The 18578-nt window shown below is 57.8% G+C and carries 23 protein-coding genes and 1 tRNA gene; 21 read left to right on the top strand and 3 right to left on the bottom strand.

Annotated elements, in window-relative coordinates; all coding sequences use genetic code 11:
• The first annotated feature begins 27 nt into the window (after positions 1-27).
• The 14 genes from tolQ (at position 28) to xerD (ending at position 9784) form a co-directional block, all read left to right on the top strand.
• Positions 28-702, top strand: coding sequence for a protein TolQ (tolQ, locus tag ACKF11_RS04010; RefSeq protein ID WP_407996050.1), 675 nt, complete (start codon positions 28-30; stop codon positions 700-702).
• Positions 703-712: 10 nt separating this feature from the next.
• Positions 713-1099, top strand: coding sequence for a biopolymer transporter ExbD (locus tag ACKF11_RS04005; protein WP_309566127.1), 387 nt, complete (start codon positions 713-715; stop codon positions 1097-1099).
• A 3-nt stretch (positions 1100-1102) separates the two neighbouring features.
• The gene (gene tolA, locus ACKF11_RS04000) at positions 1103-1924 is read left to right on the top strand and encodes a cell envelope integrity protein TolA (protein ID WP_407996049.1); all 822 of its coding nucleotides are present in this window, start codon (positions 1103-1105) and stop codon (positions 1922-1924) included.
• A 120-nt stretch (positions 1925-2044) separates the two neighbouring features.
• Positions 2045-3343: a Tol-Pal system beta propeller repeat protein TolB gene (tolB, locus tag ACKF11_RS03995; RefSeq protein ID WP_407996048.1), complete on the top strand. Its 1299-nt coding sequence runs from the start codon at positions 2045-2047 to the stop codon at positions 3341-3343.
• 139 nt (positions 3344-3482) lie between these two features.
• The gene (gene pal, locus ACKF11_RS03990) at positions 3483-4028 is read left to right on the top strand and encodes a peptidoglycan-associated lipoprotein Pal (RefSeq protein ID WP_309566130.1); all 546 of its coding nucleotides are present in this window, start codon (positions 3483-3485) and stop codon (positions 4026-4028) included.
• A gap of 3 nt (positions 4029-4031) precedes the next feature.
• Entirely contained in the window at positions 4032-4850 is an 819-nt protein-coding gene (locus ACKF11_RS03985) for a YbgF trimerization domain-containing protein (protein WP_407993162.1), read from the top strand.
• Positions 4851-4856: 6 nt separating this feature from the next.
• Entirely contained in the window at positions 4857-5495 is a 639-nt protein-coding gene (queE, locus tag ACKF11_RS03980; RefSeq protein ID WP_407996047.1) for a 7-carboxy-7-deazaguanine synthase QueE, read from the top strand.
• 42 nt (positions 5496-5537) lie between these two features.
• A complete protein-coding gene (queC, locus tag ACKF11_RS03975) occupies positions 5538-6227 on the top strand; it encodes a 7-cyano-7-deazaguanine synthase QueC (protein WP_407996046.1) in 690 nt (229 codons plus the stop codon).
• 71 nt (positions 6228-6298) lie between these two features.
• Positions 6299-6547, top strand: coding sequence for a 30S ribosomal protein S16 (gene rpsP, locus ACKF11_RS03970; RefSeq protein ID WP_309566134.1), 249 nt, complete (start codon positions 6299-6301; stop codon positions 6545-6547).
• A 53-nt stretch (positions 6548-6600) separates the two neighbouring features.
• Positions 6601-7095: a ribosome maturation factor RimM gene (gene rimM, locus ACKF11_RS03965; RefSeq protein WP_407996385.1), complete on the top strand. Its 495-nt coding sequence runs from the start codon at positions 6601-6603 to the stop codon at positions 7093-7095.
• Positions 7092-7886 (top strand): tRNA (guanosine(37)-N1)-methyltransferase TrmD, encoded by a 795-nt coding sequence (gene trmD / locus ACKF11_RS03960; protein WP_407996045.1) that lies wholly within the window; start codon positions 7092-7094, stop codon positions 7884-7886. Before rimM ends, trmD begins: the two co-directional genes overlap by 4 nt.
• Before the next feature lie 13 nt (positions 7887-7899).
• Entirely contained in the window at positions 7900-8289 is a 390-nt protein-coding gene (gene rplS / locus ACKF11_RS03955) for a 50S ribosomal protein L19 (protein ID WP_309566138.1), read from the top strand.
• A gap of 126 nt (positions 8290-8415) precedes the next feature.
• Entirely contained in the window at positions 8416-8904 is a 489-nt protein-coding gene (locus ACKF11_RS03950; RefSeq protein WP_407996044.1) for a methylated-DNA--[protein]-cysteine S-methyltransferase, read from the top strand.
• Positions 8891-9784: a site-specific tyrosine recombinase XerD gene (gene xerD, locus ACKF11_RS03945; RefSeq protein ID WP_407996043.1), complete on the top strand. Its 894-nt coding sequence runs from the start codon at positions 8891-8893 to the stop codon at positions 9782-9784. Before ACKF11_RS03950 ends, xerD begins: the two co-directional genes overlap by 14 nt.
• A 10-nt stretch (positions 9785-9794) precedes the next feature.
• Here xerD and ACKF11_RS03940 read toward each other — a convergent pair whose 3' ends face one another.
• The gene (locus tag ACKF11_RS03940) at positions 9795-10562 is read right to left on the bottom strand and encodes an AraC family transcriptional regulator (RefSeq protein ID WP_407996042.1); all 768 of its coding nucleotides are present in this window, start codon (positions 10560-10562) and stop codon (positions 9795-9797) included.
• Between the two features lie 96 nt (positions 10563-10658).
• Here ACKF11_RS03940 and ACKF11_RS03935 point away from each other — a divergent pair, with 96 nt between their 5' ends.
• Positions 10659-11738: a DUF3047 domain-containing protein gene (locus tag ACKF11_RS03935; RefSeq protein WP_407996041.1), complete on the top strand. Its 1080-nt coding sequence runs from the start codon at positions 10659-10661 to the stop codon at positions 11736-11738.
• A gap of 2 nt (positions 11739-11740) precedes the next feature.
• Here ACKF11_RS03935 and folB read toward each other — a convergent pair whose 3' ends face one another.
• The gene (folB, locus tag ACKF11_RS03930) at positions 11741-12097 is read right to left on the bottom strand and encodes a dihydroneopterin aldolase (protein WP_407996040.1); all 357 of its coding nucleotides are present in this window, start codon (positions 12095-12097) and stop codon (positions 11741-11743) included.
• 70 nt (positions 12098-12167) lie between these two features.
• Here folB and plsY point away from each other — a divergent pair, with 70 nt between their 5' ends.
• The gene (gene plsY, locus ACKF11_RS03925; RefSeq protein WP_407993154.1) at positions 12168-12758 is read left to right on the top strand and encodes a glycerol-3-phosphate 1-O-acyltransferase PlsY; all 591 of its coding nucleotides are present in this window, start codon (positions 12168-12170) and stop codon (positions 12756-12758) included.
• Positions 12759-12776: 18 nt separating this feature from the next.
• Here the strand turns inward: plsY and tsaD are convergent, their stop codons facing one another.
• Positions 12777-13796 carry a tRNA (adenosine(37)-N6)-threonylcarbamoyltransferase complex transferase subunit TsaD gene (tsaD, locus tag ACKF11_RS03920; protein ID WP_407996039.1) on the bottom strand — a complete coding sequence of 340 codons (1020 nt, stop codon included), beginning with the start codon at positions 13794-13796 and terminating at the stop codon, positions 12777-12779.
• Positions 13797-13882: 86 nt separating this feature from the next.
• Between tsaD and rpsU the strand changes: the two genes are divergently transcribed.
• The 5 genes from rpsU to ACKF11_RS03895 all read left to right on the top strand — a co-directional run bounded on the left by rpsU (position 13883) and on the right by ACKF11_RS03895 (position 18497).
• Positions 13883-14095, top strand: a complete 213-nt coding sequence (gene rpsU, locus ACKF11_RS03915; protein WP_011480545.1) for a 30S ribosomal protein S21 — start codon at positions 13883-13885, stop codon at positions 14093-14095.
• Between the two features lie 18 nt (positions 14096-14113).
• Entirely contained in the window at positions 14114-14560 is a 447-nt protein-coding gene (locus ACKF11_RS03910; RefSeq protein ID WP_407996038.1) for a GatB/YqeY domain-containing protein, read from the top strand.
• Positions 14561-14649: 89 nt separating this feature from the next.
• Complete coding sequence (gene dnaG, locus ACKF11_RS03905; protein WP_407996037.1) at positions 14650-16380, top strand: DNA primase; 1731 nt, start codon at positions 14650-14652, stop codon at positions 16378-16380.
• A gap of 100 nt (positions 16381-16480) precedes the next feature.
• Positions 16481-18403, top strand: coding sequence for an RNA polymerase sigma factor RpoD (rpoD, locus tag ACKF11_RS03900; RefSeq protein ID WP_407996036.1), 1923 nt, complete (start codon positions 16481-16483; stop codon positions 18401-18403).
• Positions 18404-18418: 15 nt separating this feature from the next.
• A tRNA-Ile gene (locus tag ACKF11_RS03895) sits at positions 18419-18497 on the top strand.
• Positions 18498-18578 lie beyond the last annotated feature (81 nt).

The raw sequence follows: 18578 nt of genomic DNA, 5'->3' as shown, positions 1-18578 counted from the left end.
TTATGTGATCAACCCAATGGAGCTTGAATGAATCCTACTGAAGACATGTCGTTTATATCGCTGATCAGCGGCGCCAGCGTGCCGGTGCAGATCGTGATGGCATTGCTGCTGCTCACATCGCTGATCTCCTGGTGGTATATCTTCATCAAATTTTTCTCCATCCGCAGCGCAGACAACGAAGCCGAGGAGTTCGAGCGCGTATTCTGGAAGGGCGGCGACCTCAACCAGCTTTATGAAAGCGTGACGTCGGGGCGCCGCAACACGCAAGGCCTTGCCAGCATTTTCGAGGCCGGCTTCAAGGAATATGCGCGCCTCAAGCGCCAGCCCACCCTGGACGTCGGCGACGTGACCGAAGGCGCGCGCCGCGCCATGCGCGCCGCCTACAACCGCGAGATGGACGAGCTGGATTCGCATCTGCCTTTCCTCGCCTCGGTCGGCTCGGTGAGTCCTTACATCGGCTTGTTCGGTACCGTGTGGGGCATCATGAACGCATTCCGCGGCCTGGCCAACATGGCCCAGGCCACCCTTTCCCATGTCGCGCCCGGGATTGCCGAAGCGTTGGTCGCTACCGCGATCGGCCTGTTTGCCGCGATTCCCGCCGTGATCGCCTATAACCGCTTTACCGCCTCGGTCGACAGGCTGGCCGTGCGTTACGAAAGCTTTATCGAAGAATTCACCAATATCCTGCAACGCAAAGCATAAGGAGGCCGTGATGAGCCGTCGCAAATCCCGCCGCCTGATGAACCAGATCAACGTCGTGCCCTACATCGACGTTACGCTGGTGCTGCTGGTGATCTTCATGGTCACGGCGCCCATGACCAATCCCGGCATCGTCGAGCTGCCTCAGGTCGGGCAGACGCTCAAGCAGGCGGCCGCGCCTATCGTCATCACCGTCAAGGCGGATGGTCGAGCCGAGATCGAAAGCAAGGTCATGGAACGCGACCAGTTGCTGTTCGAGGTCAAGACCCAGGTCGAGAAGACGCCGGACCGCGCCATCGTGATCGCCGCCGACAAGAACGTGCAATACGACAAGGTGGTGACGCTGATGGACAGCCTCAAGCAGTACAAGGTCGGCCTTTTGCTTAAACCAGCCAATTGATGCATGAGAAAACGTCGAGCCAATCCTTATAAAGCGCGTGCCGCAGCACTTTCGCTGCTCGTACATTTGCTGTTGCTGGCGCTGCTGCTGGTCTCGTTCGAGTGGAAGACGCAGCAGCCGGTGATGGTGGCCCAGGTCGAGCTATGGGAGAACCTGCCCGCCGACAAGCCGGTGGCGAAACCGCCGCAGCCGCAGCCTGTTCCCGAGCCGCCAAAACCCGAACCTAAGCCGGAACCGCAGCCCGAACCCAAGCCTGAGCCAAAACCGGAACCCGCGCCTGAGCCGGAACCGAAGGCAGACATCCAGGTGAAGAAGGAGCCGGAAAAGCCCAAGCCGCCGAAACCGGAAAAAAAGCCCGAAAAGAAACCTGAACCCAAGAAGCCCGAGCCGAAAAAACCAGAGCCCAAGAAAGAGGACAAGGTCAAGCTGGATGAATTGAAGAAGCTGCAGCAGGAGCTACTGGAAGAAAGCTCGCAGCCGGCGCCGGCGCAAAAACAAGGGCCGTCACAATCGGGCGCCAATGTGGCCAACCAGGGCGAAATCGACAAGTACCTGGGCCAGATTCGCGACAAGGTCAGGCGCAACGTGAATCGCCAGCTATGCGGTACAGGCAAGCCGGAGCTTGAGGTCGGTATCAGCCTGATGCCCACCGGCGAGGTGATAGGCGTGCCGCGCATATTGAAGAGCAGCGGCCTGCCTGCGTGCGACGAAGCGATCGAAAGAGCGATCCTGCAGGCGCAACCTTTGCCGGTGCCGGCGCAACCCGACCTGTTTTCGCGCTTCCGCGACCTCAGGCTCAAGTTCCGCCCCAACGAGGATTATTAGCAGCTGATTATCGGTTTGATCGGTAGGCAACAAGCCCCATAGCAAGTCTGTGGGCGAATTTGGTAGAATGTCCGCTGATCGATCGGGGAACTTTGCATTATTTTACTGCCCTAAACCCACATGAATAAATTACGCTTATTTCTCAGCCTCTTAGTTTCCTTCCTGCCATTCGGTGTGACGTCCGGTGCGCATGCCGCGCTGACCGTCGAAATTGTCGGTGGCGCCGCCCAGCAAATCCCGATTGCGGTCGTGCCCTTCGCCCAGCAGGGAACGATCCCCGGCCAGCAAGACACGATAGCCAACGTGATCAGCGCCGATTTGCGCCGCAGCGGCCTGTTCCGCGTGCTGGAAACCCGCGGCGTTGCCAACCAGCCTAGTGAACTCAGCCAGGTCAATTACCAGGACTGGGCCTCGATCCAGGCGCAGGCTTTGACCATAGGCAATATCGAGACGTTGCCCGGCAACCGCCTTAAAGTGTCTTTCCGCCTGCTGGACGTATACAAGCAGAACCAGCTGGTGGGCATGGAATACAACATCACCCCGGCCCAGTTGCGCCTGACCGCGCATAAGATCGCCGACGTGATCTACCAGAAGCTGACGGGCGAGCAGGGCGTCTTCGCTACCCGCATCGCCTATGTCAGCAAGTCTGGCGGCCGCTATGCATTGCAAGTGGCGGATTCGGACGGGTATAACCCGCAGACCGTCGTCTCTTCCGCAGAGCCGATCATTTCGCCGGTCTGGTCTCCTGACGGCACCAAGCTGGCGTATGTATCGTTCGAGAAGAAGAAGCCCATCGTCTATGTGCAATCCTTGGTATCCGGCCAGCGCACCGTATTGGCGAATTTCAAGGGCAATAACAGTGCGCCTTCATGGTCGCCCGACGGCAAGCGGCTGGCGATCGTGCTGACGCATGCGGCCAATTCCCAGATCTACTCCATCAATGCCGATGGCACCGGATTGCAGCAGTTGACGCGAACCACCGCGATCGATACCGAGCCGACATGGTCGCCGGATGGCCGCTATATCTATTTCACCTCCGATCGCGGTGGCAGCCCGCAAATCTACCGCATGGCCTCCAGCGGCGGCGATGCCAGCCGCATGACGTTCGAGGGCGGTTACGTGGTGAGTCCGCGCCTGTCGGCAGATGGCAAGTCTCTTGCTTACATCCGCCGTGACGGCGGCCAGTTCAAGGTCGCCCTGCAGGATTTGCAGAGCGGACAAGTGCAAGTATTGAGCGACGGGCCCAAGGATGAATCGCCCAGCTTCGCGCCGAATGGCCGCATGTTGCTGCACGCCACCCGTATCGGCGGTCGCGGCGCGTTGGCGGTCGTATCTGCCGATGGCCGGGTCAAGCAGCGCCTGAGCGAGAGCGGCGGCGATGTGCGCGAGCCCGCCTGGGGCCCGATCATCAGCCAGTAGGGAATTGAAATAACAAGCAAGTTATTGTAAAAACGGCCGTTATGCTTACTTGGCGCCGGGTGTTTTTGTAACAACAGGCAAGTTTGTAGTGTGGTAACAGTTGATGGTGTGTCTTACATAATTTAAAGGAGAGAACAAAGTGAACAAGAATATCGTGATCAGTGTATTGCTTGCAGCCATGTTGGCAGCTTGCTCGAGCAAGGCAGTGAAAGAAACCCCACAGGCGGCCGTCGAGGACAAGAGCCCAGTCGCCACTCAAAGCAGCAGTAGCACCACTAGCGATTCTGCTACGAGTGGTGTATCCGACTCCTCCTTGGCAAGCAACCCGCTGAAGGACCCTAACAACATCCTGTCCAAGCGCAACGTGTACTTCGATTTCGACAGCGATGCGATCAAGGCAGAGTTCCGCCCATTGATCGAGGCGCATGCGCAATACCTGAGCTCGCACGGTGATGCCAAGGTGTTCCTGCAAGGCAACACCGATGATCGCGGCACGCGCGAATACAACTTGTCCCTGGGTCAGCGCCGTGCCGTCGCTGTCAAGAAGGTGTTGAACCTGCTTGGCGTGCAAGACGCGCAGATCGAGACAGTAAGCTTCGGCAAGGAAAAGGCGAATGCCGGTTGCGCGGATGAAACTTGCTGGCAGCAAGACCGCCGTGTAGAGCTTCTGTACCAAGGCGAGTAATTCATGATGCAGCGTTTACTGGTTCTGGTTGTAGTCGGTTTTCTCTCGCTGCCTCACTTGGTGCAGGCTGCGCTTTTCGGCGATGATGAGGCAAGAAAAAAGATCGCTGATCTGCAACAGCAGGTTCAAGCCCAGAACCAGGAAACGCAAGCCGCGTTAGCGGAATTGAAAAAGAGCCAGCAGGCCCTGGAAACCAAAAGCCAGGGCATGTTGGACTTGATGGGCCAGATAGACAGGCTCAACCAGGAAATCAGCCGCCTCAAGGGCGAGCTCGAAGTCGTCAACCACAATATTGAAAATACACAGCAGCGTCAGCGCGATTTGTACGCTGACACTGACGGCCGCTTGCGCAAACTGGAAGAAGGCGGCGTCCCTGCCACCGCTCAGAACGGCGGTGACGAGGGCAATGCACAAGCCGCTGCCAATGGCGATAGCCCCGAAGCGCGCGACCTGGAGGCAGCCAAGGCTTTCGCAGCCTCGGGCAAGTTCAAGGAAGCCTTCGACGCTTATGGCAAGTTCCTGCAAAGCTACCCAGGCTCCCCTTTGACTCCCGACGCATTGCTCGGCTTGGGCAGCGCGCAGTTCTCGCTGAAGAACTACAAGGCCTCCATCAATACCCAGCAAAAGCTGATTTCCCAGCATGCGAACAGCGACAAGGTGCCGGATGCGATGTTCAGCATTGCCAATAGCCAAATCCAGCTCTCGGACGTGGAAGGCGCCAAGAAGACACTGCGTGGATTGCTGGAGAAATTCCCCAACCACGAGCTGGCCCCGAGCGCCAAGCGCCGCCTCAACGTGCTGGACTCGATCAAGTCCAGATAGTTTTCCGTGTTACGCATCCATGAGATATTCCACTCCCTGCAAGGGGAGTCGTCGCGCGTAGGCCTGCCTACCGTTTTCGTGCGCCTGACGGGCTGTCCGATGCGCTGCGTCTATTGCGATACCGAGTATGCCTTCAAGGGCGGCAGCAATATGACGCTGGACGAGATCGTGGCGCAGGTCGGCAGTTATGGCGCCAAGTATGTCTGCGTCACAGGCGGCGAGCCGCTCGCGCAAAAGAAGGAATGCCTCAAGCTGCTCGAGCGCTTGTGCGACGACGGCTACGAGGTTTCGCTGGAGACTGGCGGCGCCATTGCCACCGATGGCGTGGACGAACGCGTCGCCGTGATCCTGGATATCAAGACGCCCGGCTCGGGCGAGTTGGCCAAGAACAAATGGGAAAACCTGCAGCGGCTCAAGCCGAATGACGAGATCAAGTTCGTGCTCTGCAGCCGCGAGGATTATGACTGGGCCAAGCAGTTGCTCGCAGAGCACGCCCTCAATGAAAAATGCCAGGTAATCTTCTCGCCTGTGTTCAGCCAGGTTACGCCTACCGATCTGGCAGACTGGGTGCTTGCGGACAAATTGCCCGTGCGCATGCAGGTGCAGCTGCACAAGATCCTCTGGGGCGAGACGCCCGGCAAATAGGCATTCATGGCCGCGTATGCGGCTGTCATCAAGGAACAACATATGAGCAAGAGAGCCGTAGTGCTGTTGTCGGGCGGTCTGGATTCCGCCACGGTGCTCGCTATCGCACGCAGCCAGGGCTATGAGGCCTATTGTCTGAGCCTGGACTACCAGCAGCGGCATCGCGCCGAGCTGGATGCCGCCGACCGCGTCACCGAGGCGCTAGGCGCCGCCTTGCACCGTACCGTGAAACTGGATTTGTCAATGTTTGGCGGCTCTGCGCTTACCGACGCCTCGATCGCCGTGCCGGAAGCGCCGAGCGAAGGCATTCCCGTGACCTATGTGCCCGCACGCAATACCATCATGCTGTCCTTGGCGCTGGCATGGGCCGAAGTGCTGGACGCGCGTGATATCTTCATCGGCGTGAACGCCCTGGATTATTCCGGTTATCCCGACTGCCGCGGCGAGTATGTCCACGCCTTCCAGGCCATGGCTAACCTCGCGACCAAGAGCGCAGTCGAGGGTCGGACGATCACCATCCATGCGCCCTTGATCGATATGACCAAGGCCGAGATCGTCACCCAGGGCGCCGCGCTCGGCGTCGACTACAGTTTGACCGTTTCCTGCTACCAGGCGGATGCCGAAGGCAGGGCCTGCGGCGTATGCGATTCCTGCCGGTTACGGCGCCAGGGCTTTGTCGCAGCGGGCCTGGCCGATCCCACCCGGTATGCGCCGACAGCAAATACTGCATGATTAACTTGCCAAGACTATAAAAAATAACGTAAAATCCGCGCCTTTCAGTCCAATCCAAAGAGAACAAGATTATGGTGATTATTCGTCTCGCCCGCGGTGGCGCGAAGAAAGCTCCTTTTTACAGCGTCGTTGTCGCTGATTCCCGTAACCGTCGTGATGGCCGCTTCATCGAGCGCGTTGGTTTCTACAACCCGCTCGCCAAGGAAGGCCAAGAAGGCCTGCGCCTGAACAGCGAGCGTATCGCTCACTGGCGTAGCAACGGTGCTCAGTTGTCTGACAGCGTCGCTCGCCTGGTTAAGCAAGCTCAAAAGTCTGCTTAATTGAAGGGCCGCTGTGAAAGCGGTTGCTGCAAGTTGTGAGTGAATTAGTCATTATGGGGCGCATCGTCGCCCCTTATGGCGTTTATGGTTGGGTGAAAGTCCAGCCGGATACCGAGTACATCGACAGCCTGTTTGATTATGACCGCTGGATGCTGGGGCGCGGCGATCCGAAGCACCCCGAACAGTGGCGGCCGTATGAGGTCGAAAAGGCAAAAGTGCATAACGACCTGCTGCTGGTCAAGCTGGAAGGCGTAGACGACCGCGACCAGGCGTTCGCCTGCAAGGGCATGCATGTCGCGGTGCGCCGGGACGAATTGCCTGAGCCCGAAGAGGACGAGTATTACTGGTCCGACCTGATCGGCCTGCAAGTGCGCAACCAGCAAGGCATAGACTTCGGCCAGGTGGCGGATGTATTTGCCACGGGCGCCAACGATGTGCTGGTGGTGAAAGGCGACCGTGAGCGTTTGTTGCCTTTTATCGGTCAAGTCGTGCTTGAAGTGGATATCGACGCCAAGACTATCTTGGTGGATTGGGATCCGGAATTTTGAACGAGGCCGGCCATACGCAGGAAAGGCGCGCCACGCAGTTTGACGTGGTGACCCTGTTTCCGGAAATGTTCGATGCCTTGACTAGGTTCGGCATCAGCTCCCGGGCCCAGGAACGCGGTATTTATGAACTGGCACTGTGGAACCCTAGGGATTTTACGACCGACAATTACCGCACCATAGACGATAGGCCATACGGCGGCGGCCCAGGCATGGTGATGCTGGCCGAGCCGTTGGAAAAGGCGATTGCGGCAGCGAAAATCCGGCAGCAGTCGCGCGGTGTGGAGAATCCCAAAGTGATTCACCTCTCGCCGCAGGGCGTACCGCTCAAGCATGAGCACGTGATGCAGTTGAAGGATGCGCCGGGCCTGATATTGCTGGCGAGCCGCTATGAAGGTGTGGATGAGCGCTTGCTGTCCACGCTGGTGGATGAAGAATATTCGATCGGCGACTATGTGTTGTCTGGCGGTGAAATTCCCGCCATGGCGATATTGGACGCGATCATTAGGCAGTTGCCCGGTAGCCTGGGCGACGCCGGTTCGGCAGAGGAAGATTCCTTTGCCGATGGGTTGCTGGATTGCCCGCATTACACCCGCCCAGAGGAGTATGCGGGGCAGAAGGTGCCGGAAGTGCTGTTGTCCGGCAACCATGCCAAGATCAAGCGCTGGCGGTTGAAGCAATCGCTGGCGCGAACCCGGGCAAGACGTCCGGATTTATTGGCCGCAAGGCCGTTGACGAAAGAGGAATCTCGGCTGCTCATTGAAATAGAGCAGGAACAAGATTCCCATAACTAAAAGGAAGCAAGAAATGGCTGATATCATCAAGCAACTGGAACAGGAAGAAATTGCCCGCCTCGGCAAGACCATTCCCTCTTTCGCGCCAGGCGACACCGTTGTCGTTGGTGTTAACGTGGTTGAAGGTACACGTAAGCGTGTACAGGCATACGAAGGCGTCGTGATCGCAATCCGCAACCGCGGCCTGAATTCTTCCTTCATCGTGCGCAAGATCTCCTCCGGCGAAGGCGTGGAACGTACTTTCCAAACCTACTCCCCGCTGATCGCCAGCATCGAAGTCAAGCGCCGTGGCGACGTACGCCGCAGCAAGCTGTACTACTTGCGCGAGCGCTCCGGCAAGTCCGCACGTATCAAGGAAAAGCTGCAATTGCGCGCTCCCAAGGAAACAACCAGCGCAGAATAAGCGTTTGCTTGTTGGCAGTGCAACAAAGCCCCGGCCTCCGGGGCTTTTTCATTTCTACTGATCCTGTTTTTGCTGATCTTGCTGCATCGCGTTTTTTATCGCGCTATTTTCCTCTATCATCGCCATATGGGACCGAAACAAACGCCTTCCTTCGATGCCGTCGTCACTGCGCCTTTCGGCGCGATAGGGATCAATGTCTCGAACGACTACGTGACGGGCATGCGCCTGCTCTCCGAGCAGTTGCCGACGTTTTGCAGCGCCAATCCTTTTGTCCAGCATGTCGCGCGGCAAGTCGGGCAATACCTGCAAGATGCTGCCGCGCCGCTCGATTTCCCTTATGTGCTCCAGGGCACCTTGTTCCAGAAGCGGGTATGGCAGGCCATGTCCGCGATCCCGCTTGGCGAGGTATGGACGTATGGCGAGCTGGCGGAGCGGGTGAGGTCCGGTTCGCGGGCAGTTGCCAATGTCTGCGGCGCCAATCACCTGACCTTGGTGATCCCCTGCCACCGCATCGTCGCCAAGGGCGGCCTGGGCGGGTTCATGCAGGGCGATGCCAAGGGACTGGCAATCAAGCGCTGGCTGTTGCAGCACGAGCGGGCCGATGGATACCGTTGACGCGCTGCTAGACAACTTTATCGACCATTTGTGGCTGGAAGACGGCCTGGCAAAGAACACCTTGTCCAGCTACCGCCAGGACCTGGCCGCATTTGCCGCCTGGCTGCAACAGGCCCGGCACAGGACTATGCTGGAAGCCGGCCCCGAGGATATCCAGGGATTCATCGCGTTCCGCTTTCCGCAAAGCAAGCCGCGCAGCATCAGCCGCCTGGTTGCCAGCCTGCGCCGCTTCTACCGCTTTGCCTTGCGCGAGTCCCATATCGATGTTGATCCCAGCATCCACATCGAGTCGCCGAAACTGCCGCGCTCGTTGCCCAAGAGCTTGAGCGAAGACGACGTGGAGCGGTTGATTGATGCGCCTGACCACAATACTAACCTCGGGTTGCGCGACCGCGCCATGCTGGAAACGCTTTACGCGACAGGGCTGCGGGTTTCCGAGCTCGTCGGCATGCACGTCACCGAACTGAGCCTGACGGATGGCGTGGTGCGCATCACCGGCAAGGGCAGCAAGACGCGGCTGGTGCCGCTGGGCGAACAAGCTGTGGAATGGCTGGCGCGCTACCTGCAGGAAGGCCGGCCGTCCATCCTGCAGCAACGCCTGAGCGATCACCTGTTCGTGACCCAGCGTGGCGAAGGCATGACGCGCCAGGCTTTCTGGTACATCATCAAGCGTTACGCCTCAATCGCTGGCATCCAGGTTGCTCTGTCGCCGCACGTACTGCGCCATGCCTTCGCCACCCATTTGCTCAACCACGGCGCAGACCTGCGCGTGGTGCAGATGCTGCTCGGCCATGCCGACATCTCCACCACGCAGATCTATACCCACGTCGCGCGCGAGCGCTTGAAGCAATTGCATCAGGCGCACCATCCGCGCGGATGATACTTGTTGGTCAGGTGATCATCTCGAAGCGCTCGATTGCGCGGAACACAAAGCTAGGTTGCACGCCGAAGCTTTGATGGAAACAGTTGCTGAAATGCGCTGAGTCGGTGAACCCGTTATTGAGCGCCACATGGGTCATATTGTCCGCCTGATGGAACTGCCCGGCCGCTGTCAGCAATCTTTTCCAGCGCCTGAAGCGCCTGTAAGGATTGCCGGTTTCCGCCCTGAATAAATGCAGGAATCTTGATGGCGAGAGATCGACCGCGGCGGCAAGGTATTCATTGGGAAAATTCCGGTCGGGCTCGTTGCGCATGATCTCGATCGCGGCCTGTATGCGCGGGTCGATCACGCGCATGCTGGATGCGTCTCCTAACAAACGGCTTAGCCGCATATCTACTTCGTCCTTGGCTGGATCATCCTCGTAGATGCTGCGGAAGCAATCGACCAGCCCTGCGTCGTGGAAAGTGGTGGCGGAATGCGTGCGATAGGGAAAGCGTTGCCGCAGCAACTGAAATTCCGGGCTGTCCATCTCCACGAACATTTTGCCGTGTATGCCGTTGCCGAAATCAATCTCATGGTTGACGCCGGGAGGAATGATGGCGCAACTGCATACCACGGCGGCTCCGCGATTGATCCTGATCTGGAACGGCTTGTAGATGCCGACGTGGATCGCGGCAGCGCCATACAGGTGCTGGCCGAGCGGAGGGGACGGGCCGAAATACAGCACTTTTCCTGGCCAGAGAAATATTCTCAGGTGGGTCGGGTAGGCAGTCAACATAGCTGATTTTACAAGAACCGATAGGTTGGAATCCCTAGAATATCAAGCTCATAAGCAATTGTTCAATTGATCGTTAATGCCAGGACGAGGTGGAGCATGAATCAGCAAGAATTCAAACGCGGTTTCGAGGCGCTGTTGCAACAATCTCCAGCAGGTGTGGTGCAGGATTTCCATTTCTTTGATTTGTCATCGCGTGATATACCCTGGATCGACAGCGGAATCGACGTGCAGCAAGGCGACCGTTTCACCAGCTTTGCCATTGGCAGGACAACGCTGAGCGGGACCCCGATCTGGATCGGTCCGCATTACCAGCTATGGTTCCGGGTCGGGGAAGGCGGCGAAGTCTTTCGCGGCACCCGCGATACGCATTCCTGGCAGGCTGCGCATGCAGGCCGGCTCTATCTTGCCAGCTATTTCCCTGGCGAATGGGCGGATGCAAGCGGCAAGCTGGCTACGCCGAAGGAAGCCTATGGCATGGTGGAGGGAGGCTTCAGCCTGTTGCTGCTGCGCTGGCAAACGGAACCCCGGCAAGGCGTGGAACGTCTGCTGCGATTTGGAGACGTCAATGGATTGTTGCAGCAGGAGGCAGATCGGCTTGTCAATGGGGTGGGCGTCCCTGAGGGATGGCAATATCTCTGGTTCATCGGGCCGGCGGAGATATACCGCAAGCATGCACATGAGCATGGCGAAACGATGTGCTGCAATACGCACAATGACGTCGGCCTGCTGCAACAGGATGTGGATGTGCCGCTAGTGCCCGATGCTGAGTTGAAATGGTCCTGGAAAGTTGACCTTTTGCCGTCCAGCGTCGCCGAAGATACATTGCCTACACACGATTACATGAGCATCGCTGTCGAGTTTGATAACGGGCAGGACATCACTTACTACTGGAGCGCCGGCCTGCCGGTCGGTACTGGCTATCGCTGCCCAATACCAAGCTGGACGGCGCGCGAGACCCATGTCGTGGTCCGCTCGGGAGAGCAGGACCTGGGCAAGTGGCTGAATGAACAGCGCAACCTGTACGAGGATTATGCCAGGTACATAGGCGGCGCAATGCCGGGGCGGATTGTGCGCGTATGGCTGATTGCCTTGAGCTTATTCCAGCACCGGGAGGGGAAGTGCGAATACAGGGATATTGAACTGCGGGCCGAAGGCAGCGTTGTTCCGGTCAAGTAATGTTATTGGGCACGGCCCCGCTCTATCACTACTCCCAACGCCTTCAGTCCCGGCAAAATGCCCGGTTTGGCGACGCGTAGCTTGACCCAGGGTGCGCCGAATTCCTGCATGATGAGCTGGCAGATATGTTCAGCCAGGGCCTCGACCAGCTTGAACGAGCGTTCTGCCAGCGTTTCGCGGATGCGCGAGACGACCACGCCGTAATCGATGGTGTCTCCGATGTCGTCGGTCTGGCAGGAGCTGCTGTCGGGCATGGCGATTTCAATGTCGAGGATGATGGTTTGCGCCGTGAGGCGCTCCCAGTCGGGTACACCGAGATGGGTTTGCACCTTGACTTCGCTGAGAAAAATAATGTCCATATGGGCGGGGGTCCTGCGTTAGGGCTTGAGGGCTGATAGAATACGGCAATTCAATTTTAATCCAAACCTCATGAATAACGCAGTTTTCGTCATCGCCGCCTATCTTCTCGGTTCAATTTCTTTTGGCATACTGGTCAGCAAGGCCTTCGGTCTGCCTGATCCGCGTACCGTCGGTTCCGGCAATCCCGGCGCGACCAATGTGTTGCGCAGCGGCAAGAAGCTGGCCGCATTACTGACATTGCTGGGGGATGCGGCCAAGGGCTGGCTGCCGGTTTGGCTGGCGCAATACTATGCGCTGCCGGTGGAAGTGGTGTGCTGGATTGCGGTGGCGGTATTCCTGGGCCACTTGTACCCGGTGTTCTACCGCTTCAAGGGCGGCAAGGGCGTGGCGACCGCATTGGGTGTATTGCTGGCATTCTCCCCCCTGTTGGCAGGGCTGGCCTTGCTGAGCTGGATCGCGGTGTTCGCGCTGACGCGTTTTTCATCATTGGCCGCATTGACTGCCGCAGCCTTGGCGCCTGGTTTCGCCTGGCTGCTGCTGCCTCATGTCGGCTATATCATTGTCGTGTTTGTGCTGTCGTTATTGCTGATCTGGCGCCACCGCAGCAATATCCGCAAATTGCTGGACGGCAGCGAAGCCGGGTTCGGCAAGAAACCCTAACCGCGCTTTAACCATTTTTTACGGCCTGGTCAGTTCCGCCAGGTCCCAGCGCGGCTTCACGGTGAAGCTGTGGTTGCCTTGCTTGGCGTGCTGCATGCGCATGGCGCCGGCAAATGCGATCATGGCGCCATTGTCGGTGCAGAATTCCAGCCTCGGATAATGCACTTGATATTGCCTGCGTTTCGCCGCCATATTGAGGCGTTCGCGCAGCCGGGCGTTCGCGCCAACCCCGCCCGAGACGATCAATTGCTTTAACCCGGTTTTGCGCAAGGCTGCCATGCATTTCTTGGTGAGCACTTCCGTGACGGCTTCCTGAAATTCATAGGCAATATTAGCGCGAGCTGTCTCGTCCAATGCGTCGCCGTATTGGTTGACCAGCGTGAGCACGGCGGTCTTGAGGCCGCTGAAGCTGAAATTGAGGTCTCCGCTGTTCAGCATCGGGCGCGGCAATTGGCAGGCGCCGGGCTGCCCCTGGCTTGCCAGCCTTGAAACCGCGGGGCCGCCGGGGTAGCTGAGGCCGAGCAGCTTGGCGGTTTTGTCGAACGCTTCCCCTGCGGCATCGTCCAGGGTGTCGCCCAGCAGCTCATAGTCGCCGATCGCGGAAACGCGCATGAGCTGGGTATGCCCGCCCGATACCAGCAAGGCGATGAACGGGAATGCCGGCGGGTCGGGCTCGAGCAACGGGGCGAGCAAATGGCCTTCGAGGTGGTGGACGCCGATGGTCGGAAGGTCGAGACTGAACGCGAGGGATTCGGCAATGCTGGTGCCGACCAGCAGTGCGCCCGAGAGCCCTGGGCCCTGGGTGTAGGCGATGCCGTCCAGGTCGCCCAGTGATTTTCCTGCTTGATCCAATACATGCTGGGTCAAGGGCAATGCCCGGCGGATATGATCGCGAGAGGCTAATTCCGGCACCACGCCGCCGTATGCGGCATGCATGTCGATCTGGGAATGCAATGCATGGGCGAGCAGGCCTTGTTCCGTGTCGTACAGGGCCAGGCCGGTTTCATCGCAGGAAGATTCAATGCCGAGAATTAACATAAGTTTGCGGATAATGTTGATAAAACAATAATGAGGCGCTAGAATAGCAAACTTTTTCACCCTTTCTCAAAGGTAAAGTGATTTAAATGTCTAGCGTACGTGTAAAAGAGAACGAGCCGTTTGACGTGGCTCTGCGCCGTTTCAAGCGCATGATTGAAAAGACTGGCCTTCTGACCGACTTGCGCGCTCGCGAGTACTACGAAAAGCCAACATGGGAGCGCAAGCGTAAGGCTGCCGCTGCCGTGAAGCGTCACTACCGCCGTATCCGCAGCCAGACTCTGCCTACCAAGCTGTACTAAGCTCAGGGTAGTATTGCTGTGACAATCAAGGCGCAACTCGCCGAAGATATGAAAGCCGCGATGCGTGCAAAGGATAGCGCACGTCTCGGGGCTATTCGCCTTTTGCAGGCGGCGATCAAGCAGCGCGAGGTGGATGAGCGCATCGAGCTAGACGACGGCCAGGTGATTGAGGCGATCGAGAAGATGCTGAAGCAGCGCCGCGATTCAATCACCCAGTACGAGGCCGCCAACCGTCATGACCTGGCGGACGTGGAAAAGTTTGAAGTGACTGTGCTGAAAACCTATCTGCCCGCCGCGTTGTCCGAAGATGAAGTGAATGCCATCCTCGACAGCGTGATTGCGGAAACCGGTGCTACCAGCATCAAGGATATGAGCAGGGTGATGGCTGCCATCAAGCCCAAGGTGGTTGGGCGTGCCGACATGGGCAAGATTTCAGGATTGATCAAGTCCAAGCTTGCCGCATGAACCTGACTGCTCGGTAATGTTGGAAAAGGAGCTTCGGGCTCCTTTTTTGTTTTTGGTTTCAGTTTGGGGTTCGGCTATTATTTTCACTCATGATTCCTGATTCCTTCATTCAAGACTTGCTCAATCGCGTCGACATCGTCGATGTGATCGACCGCAGCGTTCCCTTGAAGAAGGCCGGGGCCAATTACTCCGCCTGTTGCCCATTTCATAACGAAAAATCCCCATCTTTTACCGTCAGCCCGACCAAGCAGTTCTATCACTGTTTTGGTTGTGGCGCGCATGGCTCCGCCATCGGCTTTGTCATGGAGTACCAAGGGATCAGCTTTGTCGAGGCGGTGCATGAGCTGGCCAAATCGGTCGGCATGATCGTGCCGCAGGAGTCGCGGCCTGAGGATGCCGTGAGGGCGAAGGTGATCCCGGGCTTGCAGGAGGTGATGCAGCAAGCAGCGGATTACTACAAGGCGGAACTGAAGAAATCGCCGCGTGCCATCGAGTATCTCAAGGGGCGCGGCTTGAGCGGCCAGGTGGCTGCCCGCTTCCAAATCGGTTACGCGCCAGCCGGGTGGCAGAACCTGGAGGCCGTGTTTGCGGACTATCGGCATGAGGTGCTGCAAACCGCTGGGCTGGTGATTGAAAACGAGCAGGGCCGCCGCTATGATCGGTTCCGCGACCGCATCATGTTCCCGATCCATGACCAGAAAGGCCAGGTCATCGGTTTTGGCGGCCGGGTGCTGGAAAGTGCGGATGCCGGGGCGAAATACTTGAATTCGCCGGAAACGCCCTTATTTCAGAAGGGTCAGGAGCTTTATGGCCTTTTCCTCGCACGCCGGGCTATCCGCGAAGCGGGCAGAGCATTGGTGGTGGAAGGCTACATGGATGTCGTGGCGCTGGCGCAATATGGCATCGATTATGCAGTGGCTGCGCTGGGCACTGCCACGACGCCGACGCATATTACCAAGCTCATGCGCCAGGCGGATGACATCGTATTTTGCTTTGATGGAGATAATGCGGGCCGGAGCGCAGCCTGGCGTGCGGCAATGAATGCATTGCCCGCGCTCAAGGACGGATTGCGGCTCAGCTTTCTATTCTTGCCTGCCGAGCATGACCCGGATAGCTATGTGCGGGAATTTGGCAAAGAGGCGTTTGAGGCGCTGATGACGCAGGCCTTGCCATTGTCGCAATACCTGGTTCAGGAGCTGAGCGCAAATAACCGCTTGCAGTCGCAGGAAGACAAAGTGCAGTTCCTCAACGAGGCGGAGCCTATCCTGAAGCAGATCCAGGCGCCGAGGCTGGCATTGCTGTTGCGCAAACGCATAGCGGAGTTGGCGGATATTTCCGGCGATGAAATGCGCCGCATGATCAAGCTGCCGGAAACTAATCGCCCGCAGGCACGGTCTGCTCCCAAACAGGCTCGGGTGACGATGTCGTTGCAGCGCAGGTTCGCATTGATGGCCATCATGCAGCCGCATCTGGTGCAGGAACAGGATTTGGCCTGGCTGACAGGCGCTGCCGATGAAGACGAAATGGTGCGCCAGGTCATCAAGCTGGCACTGGCAAACCCCGCTGCCAAACCAGCGGCGATGCTGCATGGGCTTGAGTTGTTGATTGATGCACGCTTGCTGTCCGATTTGCAGCGCGAGCTGCATTTGCTCGACGAGAGCGTGGATCTGGCGTTGGAGTTTGACGGCGTGCGCAGGCAATTGAAGGAAATATGCCTGCAGCGCCAGACAAGCTCTGCAGTGGATAGGCTCAAGGAAAAAAGCCTGAGCCAGTTGACGGAAGAAGAGCGCGAACTGCTGAAATCCATCGGCACGCGCTGAAATTGCAGTGGCAGGCTGTATAAAACTGCTAAAAGTTGTAGGTGTTTTAAGGTATAATCTAGGGTTTTTCGTACTCAACCGCAGTCCGATGGGGTCAAGCATGGCTAAAGAGCAACAGAACGACAATGTAAACGACAAAGCTGATATCACGCTGAATGACGCTGATATACGTCGCACGCGGTTGAAGTCCCTTATCGTCCTGGGCAAGGAGCGTGGGTACCTGACTTACGCTGAAATTAACGACCACCTGCCTGACGACGTCCAGGATTCCGAGCAGATCGACGGCATCATCGGCATGATCAACGACATGGGCATCCAGGTGTACGAAGAGGCGCCCGATGCCGAAGCTCTGCTGATGTCTGATGCCCCTGCCCCGGTTGCTGACGAAGACGCGGTTGAGGAGGCGGAGCAAGCCCTTTCCACTGTGGATTCCGAATTCGGCCGCACCACTGACCCAGTGCGGATGTACATGCGTGAAATGGGTACGGTCGACCTGTTGACCCGTGAGGGCGAAATTGAGATTGCCAAGCGCATTGAAGACGGCCTCAAGCACATGGTGCAGGCTATTGCCGCCTGTCCCAGCACCATTACCGAACTATTGGCCATGGTGGACCAGGTCGAGAAGGGCGAACTCGGGGTCGACGATCTCGTTGACGGCTTGATCGACGCCGACGATGGCCTTGGTGCGGAGATTGCGGCGGAGGAAGCTGCTGACACTGAGGAAGTGGCTGAAGAGGATAGTGACGAGGATGAAGAAGATGATGACGGCGCCAAGGCTGCTGCCATTTCGGCCGAAGCCCTTGCCAAATTGCGTGAGGAAGTGCTGGCGCGTTTTGCCGTTATCCGTGGCGCCCACGAGAAAATGACCGTCATCCTGGCGGGTAAAGGCTCCCAGGACAAGGAATACCTCAAACTGCAGGGCACCATCATTGAAGAGCTGATGGCGTTCCGTTTCTCCGCCAAGCAAGTGGAAGCGCTCTGTGACCGTGTACGCGGCATAGTGGATGAAATCCGCGGGCACGAACGCAAAATCATGGACTTCTGTGTTGAAAAGGCCGGTATGCCAAGGCCGCATTTCATCAAGAGCTTCCCTGGCAATGAGGGCAATTTGGAGTGGTTGAGTGCTGAGCTTGCAGTCAACAAGCCTTATGTTGAGCGCCTGGAGCGCTTCCGGCACTCGATTGACGACCAGCAGCAGCAATTGCTGGATATCCAGGACCGCGTCGGCATCCCGATCAAGGAACTCAAGGAAATCAACAAGCAGATGTCCACGGGCGAGGCTCGTGCGCGCCGCGCCAAGCGTGAAATGATCGAGGCTAACCTGCGTCTGGTGATCTCCATTGCCAAGAAATACACCAATCGCGGCCTGCAATTCCTCGACCTTATCCAGGAAGGCAACATCGGCCTGATGAAGGCGGTGGACAAATTCGAATACCGTCGCGGCTATAAGTTCTCGACTTACGCCACATGGTGGATCCGCCAGGCGATCACACGTTCGATCGCGGACCAGGCGCGCACCATCCGTATCCCTGTGCACATGATCGAAACCATCAACAAGATGAACCGTATTAGCCGCCAAATCCTGCAAGAAACCGGATTGGAGCCAGATCCAGCGACACTTGCGGAAAAGATGGAGATGCCGGAAGACAAAATCCGTAAAATCCTCAAGATTTCCAAGGAGCCTATCTCCATGGAAACCCCGATCGGCGACGACGACGATTCCCATTTGGGTGACTTCATCGAGGATGTAGCGACGCTTGCTCCCGTGGACGCTGCTGTATACGCAAGCTTGCGCGATGCTACCAAGGAAGTGCTAGAATCGCTGACTGCAAGGGAAGCCAAGGTGCTGCGCATGCGCTTCGGTATCGAAATGAACACCGACCACACGCTGGAAGAAGTCGGTAAGCAATTCGATGTCACGCGTGAGCGTATCCGTCAAATCGAGGCCAAGGCGCTACGCAAACTGCGCCACCCAACCCGCTCTGAACGCCTGCGCAGTTTCCTCGAAACTGGCAACGACTAAGCGGCTACAGTTTCAGGGCCTCTAGCTCATGCATGGTTAGAGCAGCGGACTCATAATCCGTTGGTGCCCGGTTCGACTCCGGGGAGGCCCACCATAGAATCAAGGGGTTACGTTAATTCGTAACCCCTTTTCTGTTTCTAGTGTCAACACTATGTCAACTCCGCCAGAGGGTTGA

Origin of the sequence: Methylobacillus draconifructus (assembly GCF_045984385.1) — a bacterium.
Classification (GTDB): Bacteria; Pseudomonadota; Gammaproteobacteria; order Burkholderiales; family Methylophilaceae; genus Methylobacillus; species Methylobacillus flagellatus_A.
Note: the sequence above shows the minus strand (reverse complement) of the source record. Positions and strands in the feature narration are given on the sequence as shown.

Bases quoted from the DNA above. Each gene is read 5' to 3' on its own strand.
- dnaG (WP_407996037.1), top strand. From the start codon at position 14,650: ATGATTCCTGATTCCTTCATTCAAGACTTGCTCAATCGCGTCGACATC.
- rpsP (WP_309566134.1), top strand. From the start codon at position 6,299: ATGGTGATTATTCGTCTCGCCCGCGGTGGCGCGAAGAAAGCTCCTTTT.
- tolB (WP_407996048.1), top strand. From the start codon at position 2,045: ATGAATAAATTACGCTTATTTCTCAGCCTCTTAGTTTCCTTCCTGCCA.
- ACKF11_RS03950 (WP_407996044.1), top strand. From the start codon at position 8,416: ATGGGACCGAAACAAACGCCTTCCTTCGATGCCGTCGTCACTGCGCCT.
- rpsU (WP_011480545.1), top strand. From the start codon at position 13,883: ATGTCTAGCGTACGTGTAAAAGAGAACGAGCCGTTTGACGTGGCTCTG.
- rimM (WP_407996385.1), top strand. From the start codon at position 6,601: ATGGGGCGCATCGTCGCCCCTTATGGCGTTTATGGTTGGGTGAAAGTC.
- rplS (WP_309566138.1), top strand. From the start codon at position 7,900: ATGGCTGATATCATCAAGCAACTGGAACAGGAAGAAATTGCCCGCCTC.
- tolQ (WP_407996050.1), top strand. From the start codon at position 28: ATGAATCCTACTGAAGACATGTCGTTTATATCGCTGATCAGCGGCGCC.
- folB (WP_407996040.1), bottom strand. From the start codon at position 12,097: ATGGACATTATTTTTCTCAGCGAAGTCAAGGTGCAAACCCATCTCGGT.
- ACKF11_RS03935 (WP_407996041.1), top strand. From the start codon at position 10,659: ATGAATCAGCAAGAATTCAAACGCGGTTTCGAGGCGCTGTTGCAACAA.
- tolA (WP_407996049.1), top strand. From the start codon at position 1,103: ATGAGAAAACGTCGAGCCAATCCTTATAAAGCGCGTGCCGCAGCACTT.
- xerD (WP_407996043.1), top strand. From the start codon at position 8,891: ATGGATACCGTTGACGCGCTGCTAGACAACTTTATCGACCATTTGTGG.
- queC (WP_407996046.1), top strand. From the start codon at position 5,538: ATGAGCAAGAGAGCCGTAGTGCTGTTGTCGGGCGGTCTGGATTCCGCC.
- plsY (WP_407993154.1), top strand. From the start codon at position 12,168: ATGAATAACGCAGTTTTCGTCATCGCCGCCTATCTTCTCGGTTCAATT.
- tsaD (WP_407996039.1), bottom strand. From the start codon at position 13,796: ATGTTAATTCTCGGCATTGAATCTTCCTGCGATGAAACCGGCCTGGCC.
- rpoD (WP_407996036.1), top strand. From the start codon at position 16,481: ATGGCTAAAGAGCAACAGAACGACAATGTAAACGACAAAGCTGATATC.
- ACKF11_RS04005 (WP_309566127.1), top strand. From the start codon at position 713: ATGAGCCGTCGCAAATCCCGCCGCCTGATGAACCAGATCAACGTCGTG.
- ACKF11_RS03940 (WP_407996042.1), bottom strand. From the start codon at position 10,562: ATGTTGACTGCCTACCCGACCCACCTGAGAATATTTCTCTGGCCAGGA.
- ACKF11_RS03985 (WP_407993162.1), top strand. From the start codon at position 4,032: ATGATGCAGCGTTTACTGGTTCTGGTTGTAGTCGGTTTTCTCTCGCTG.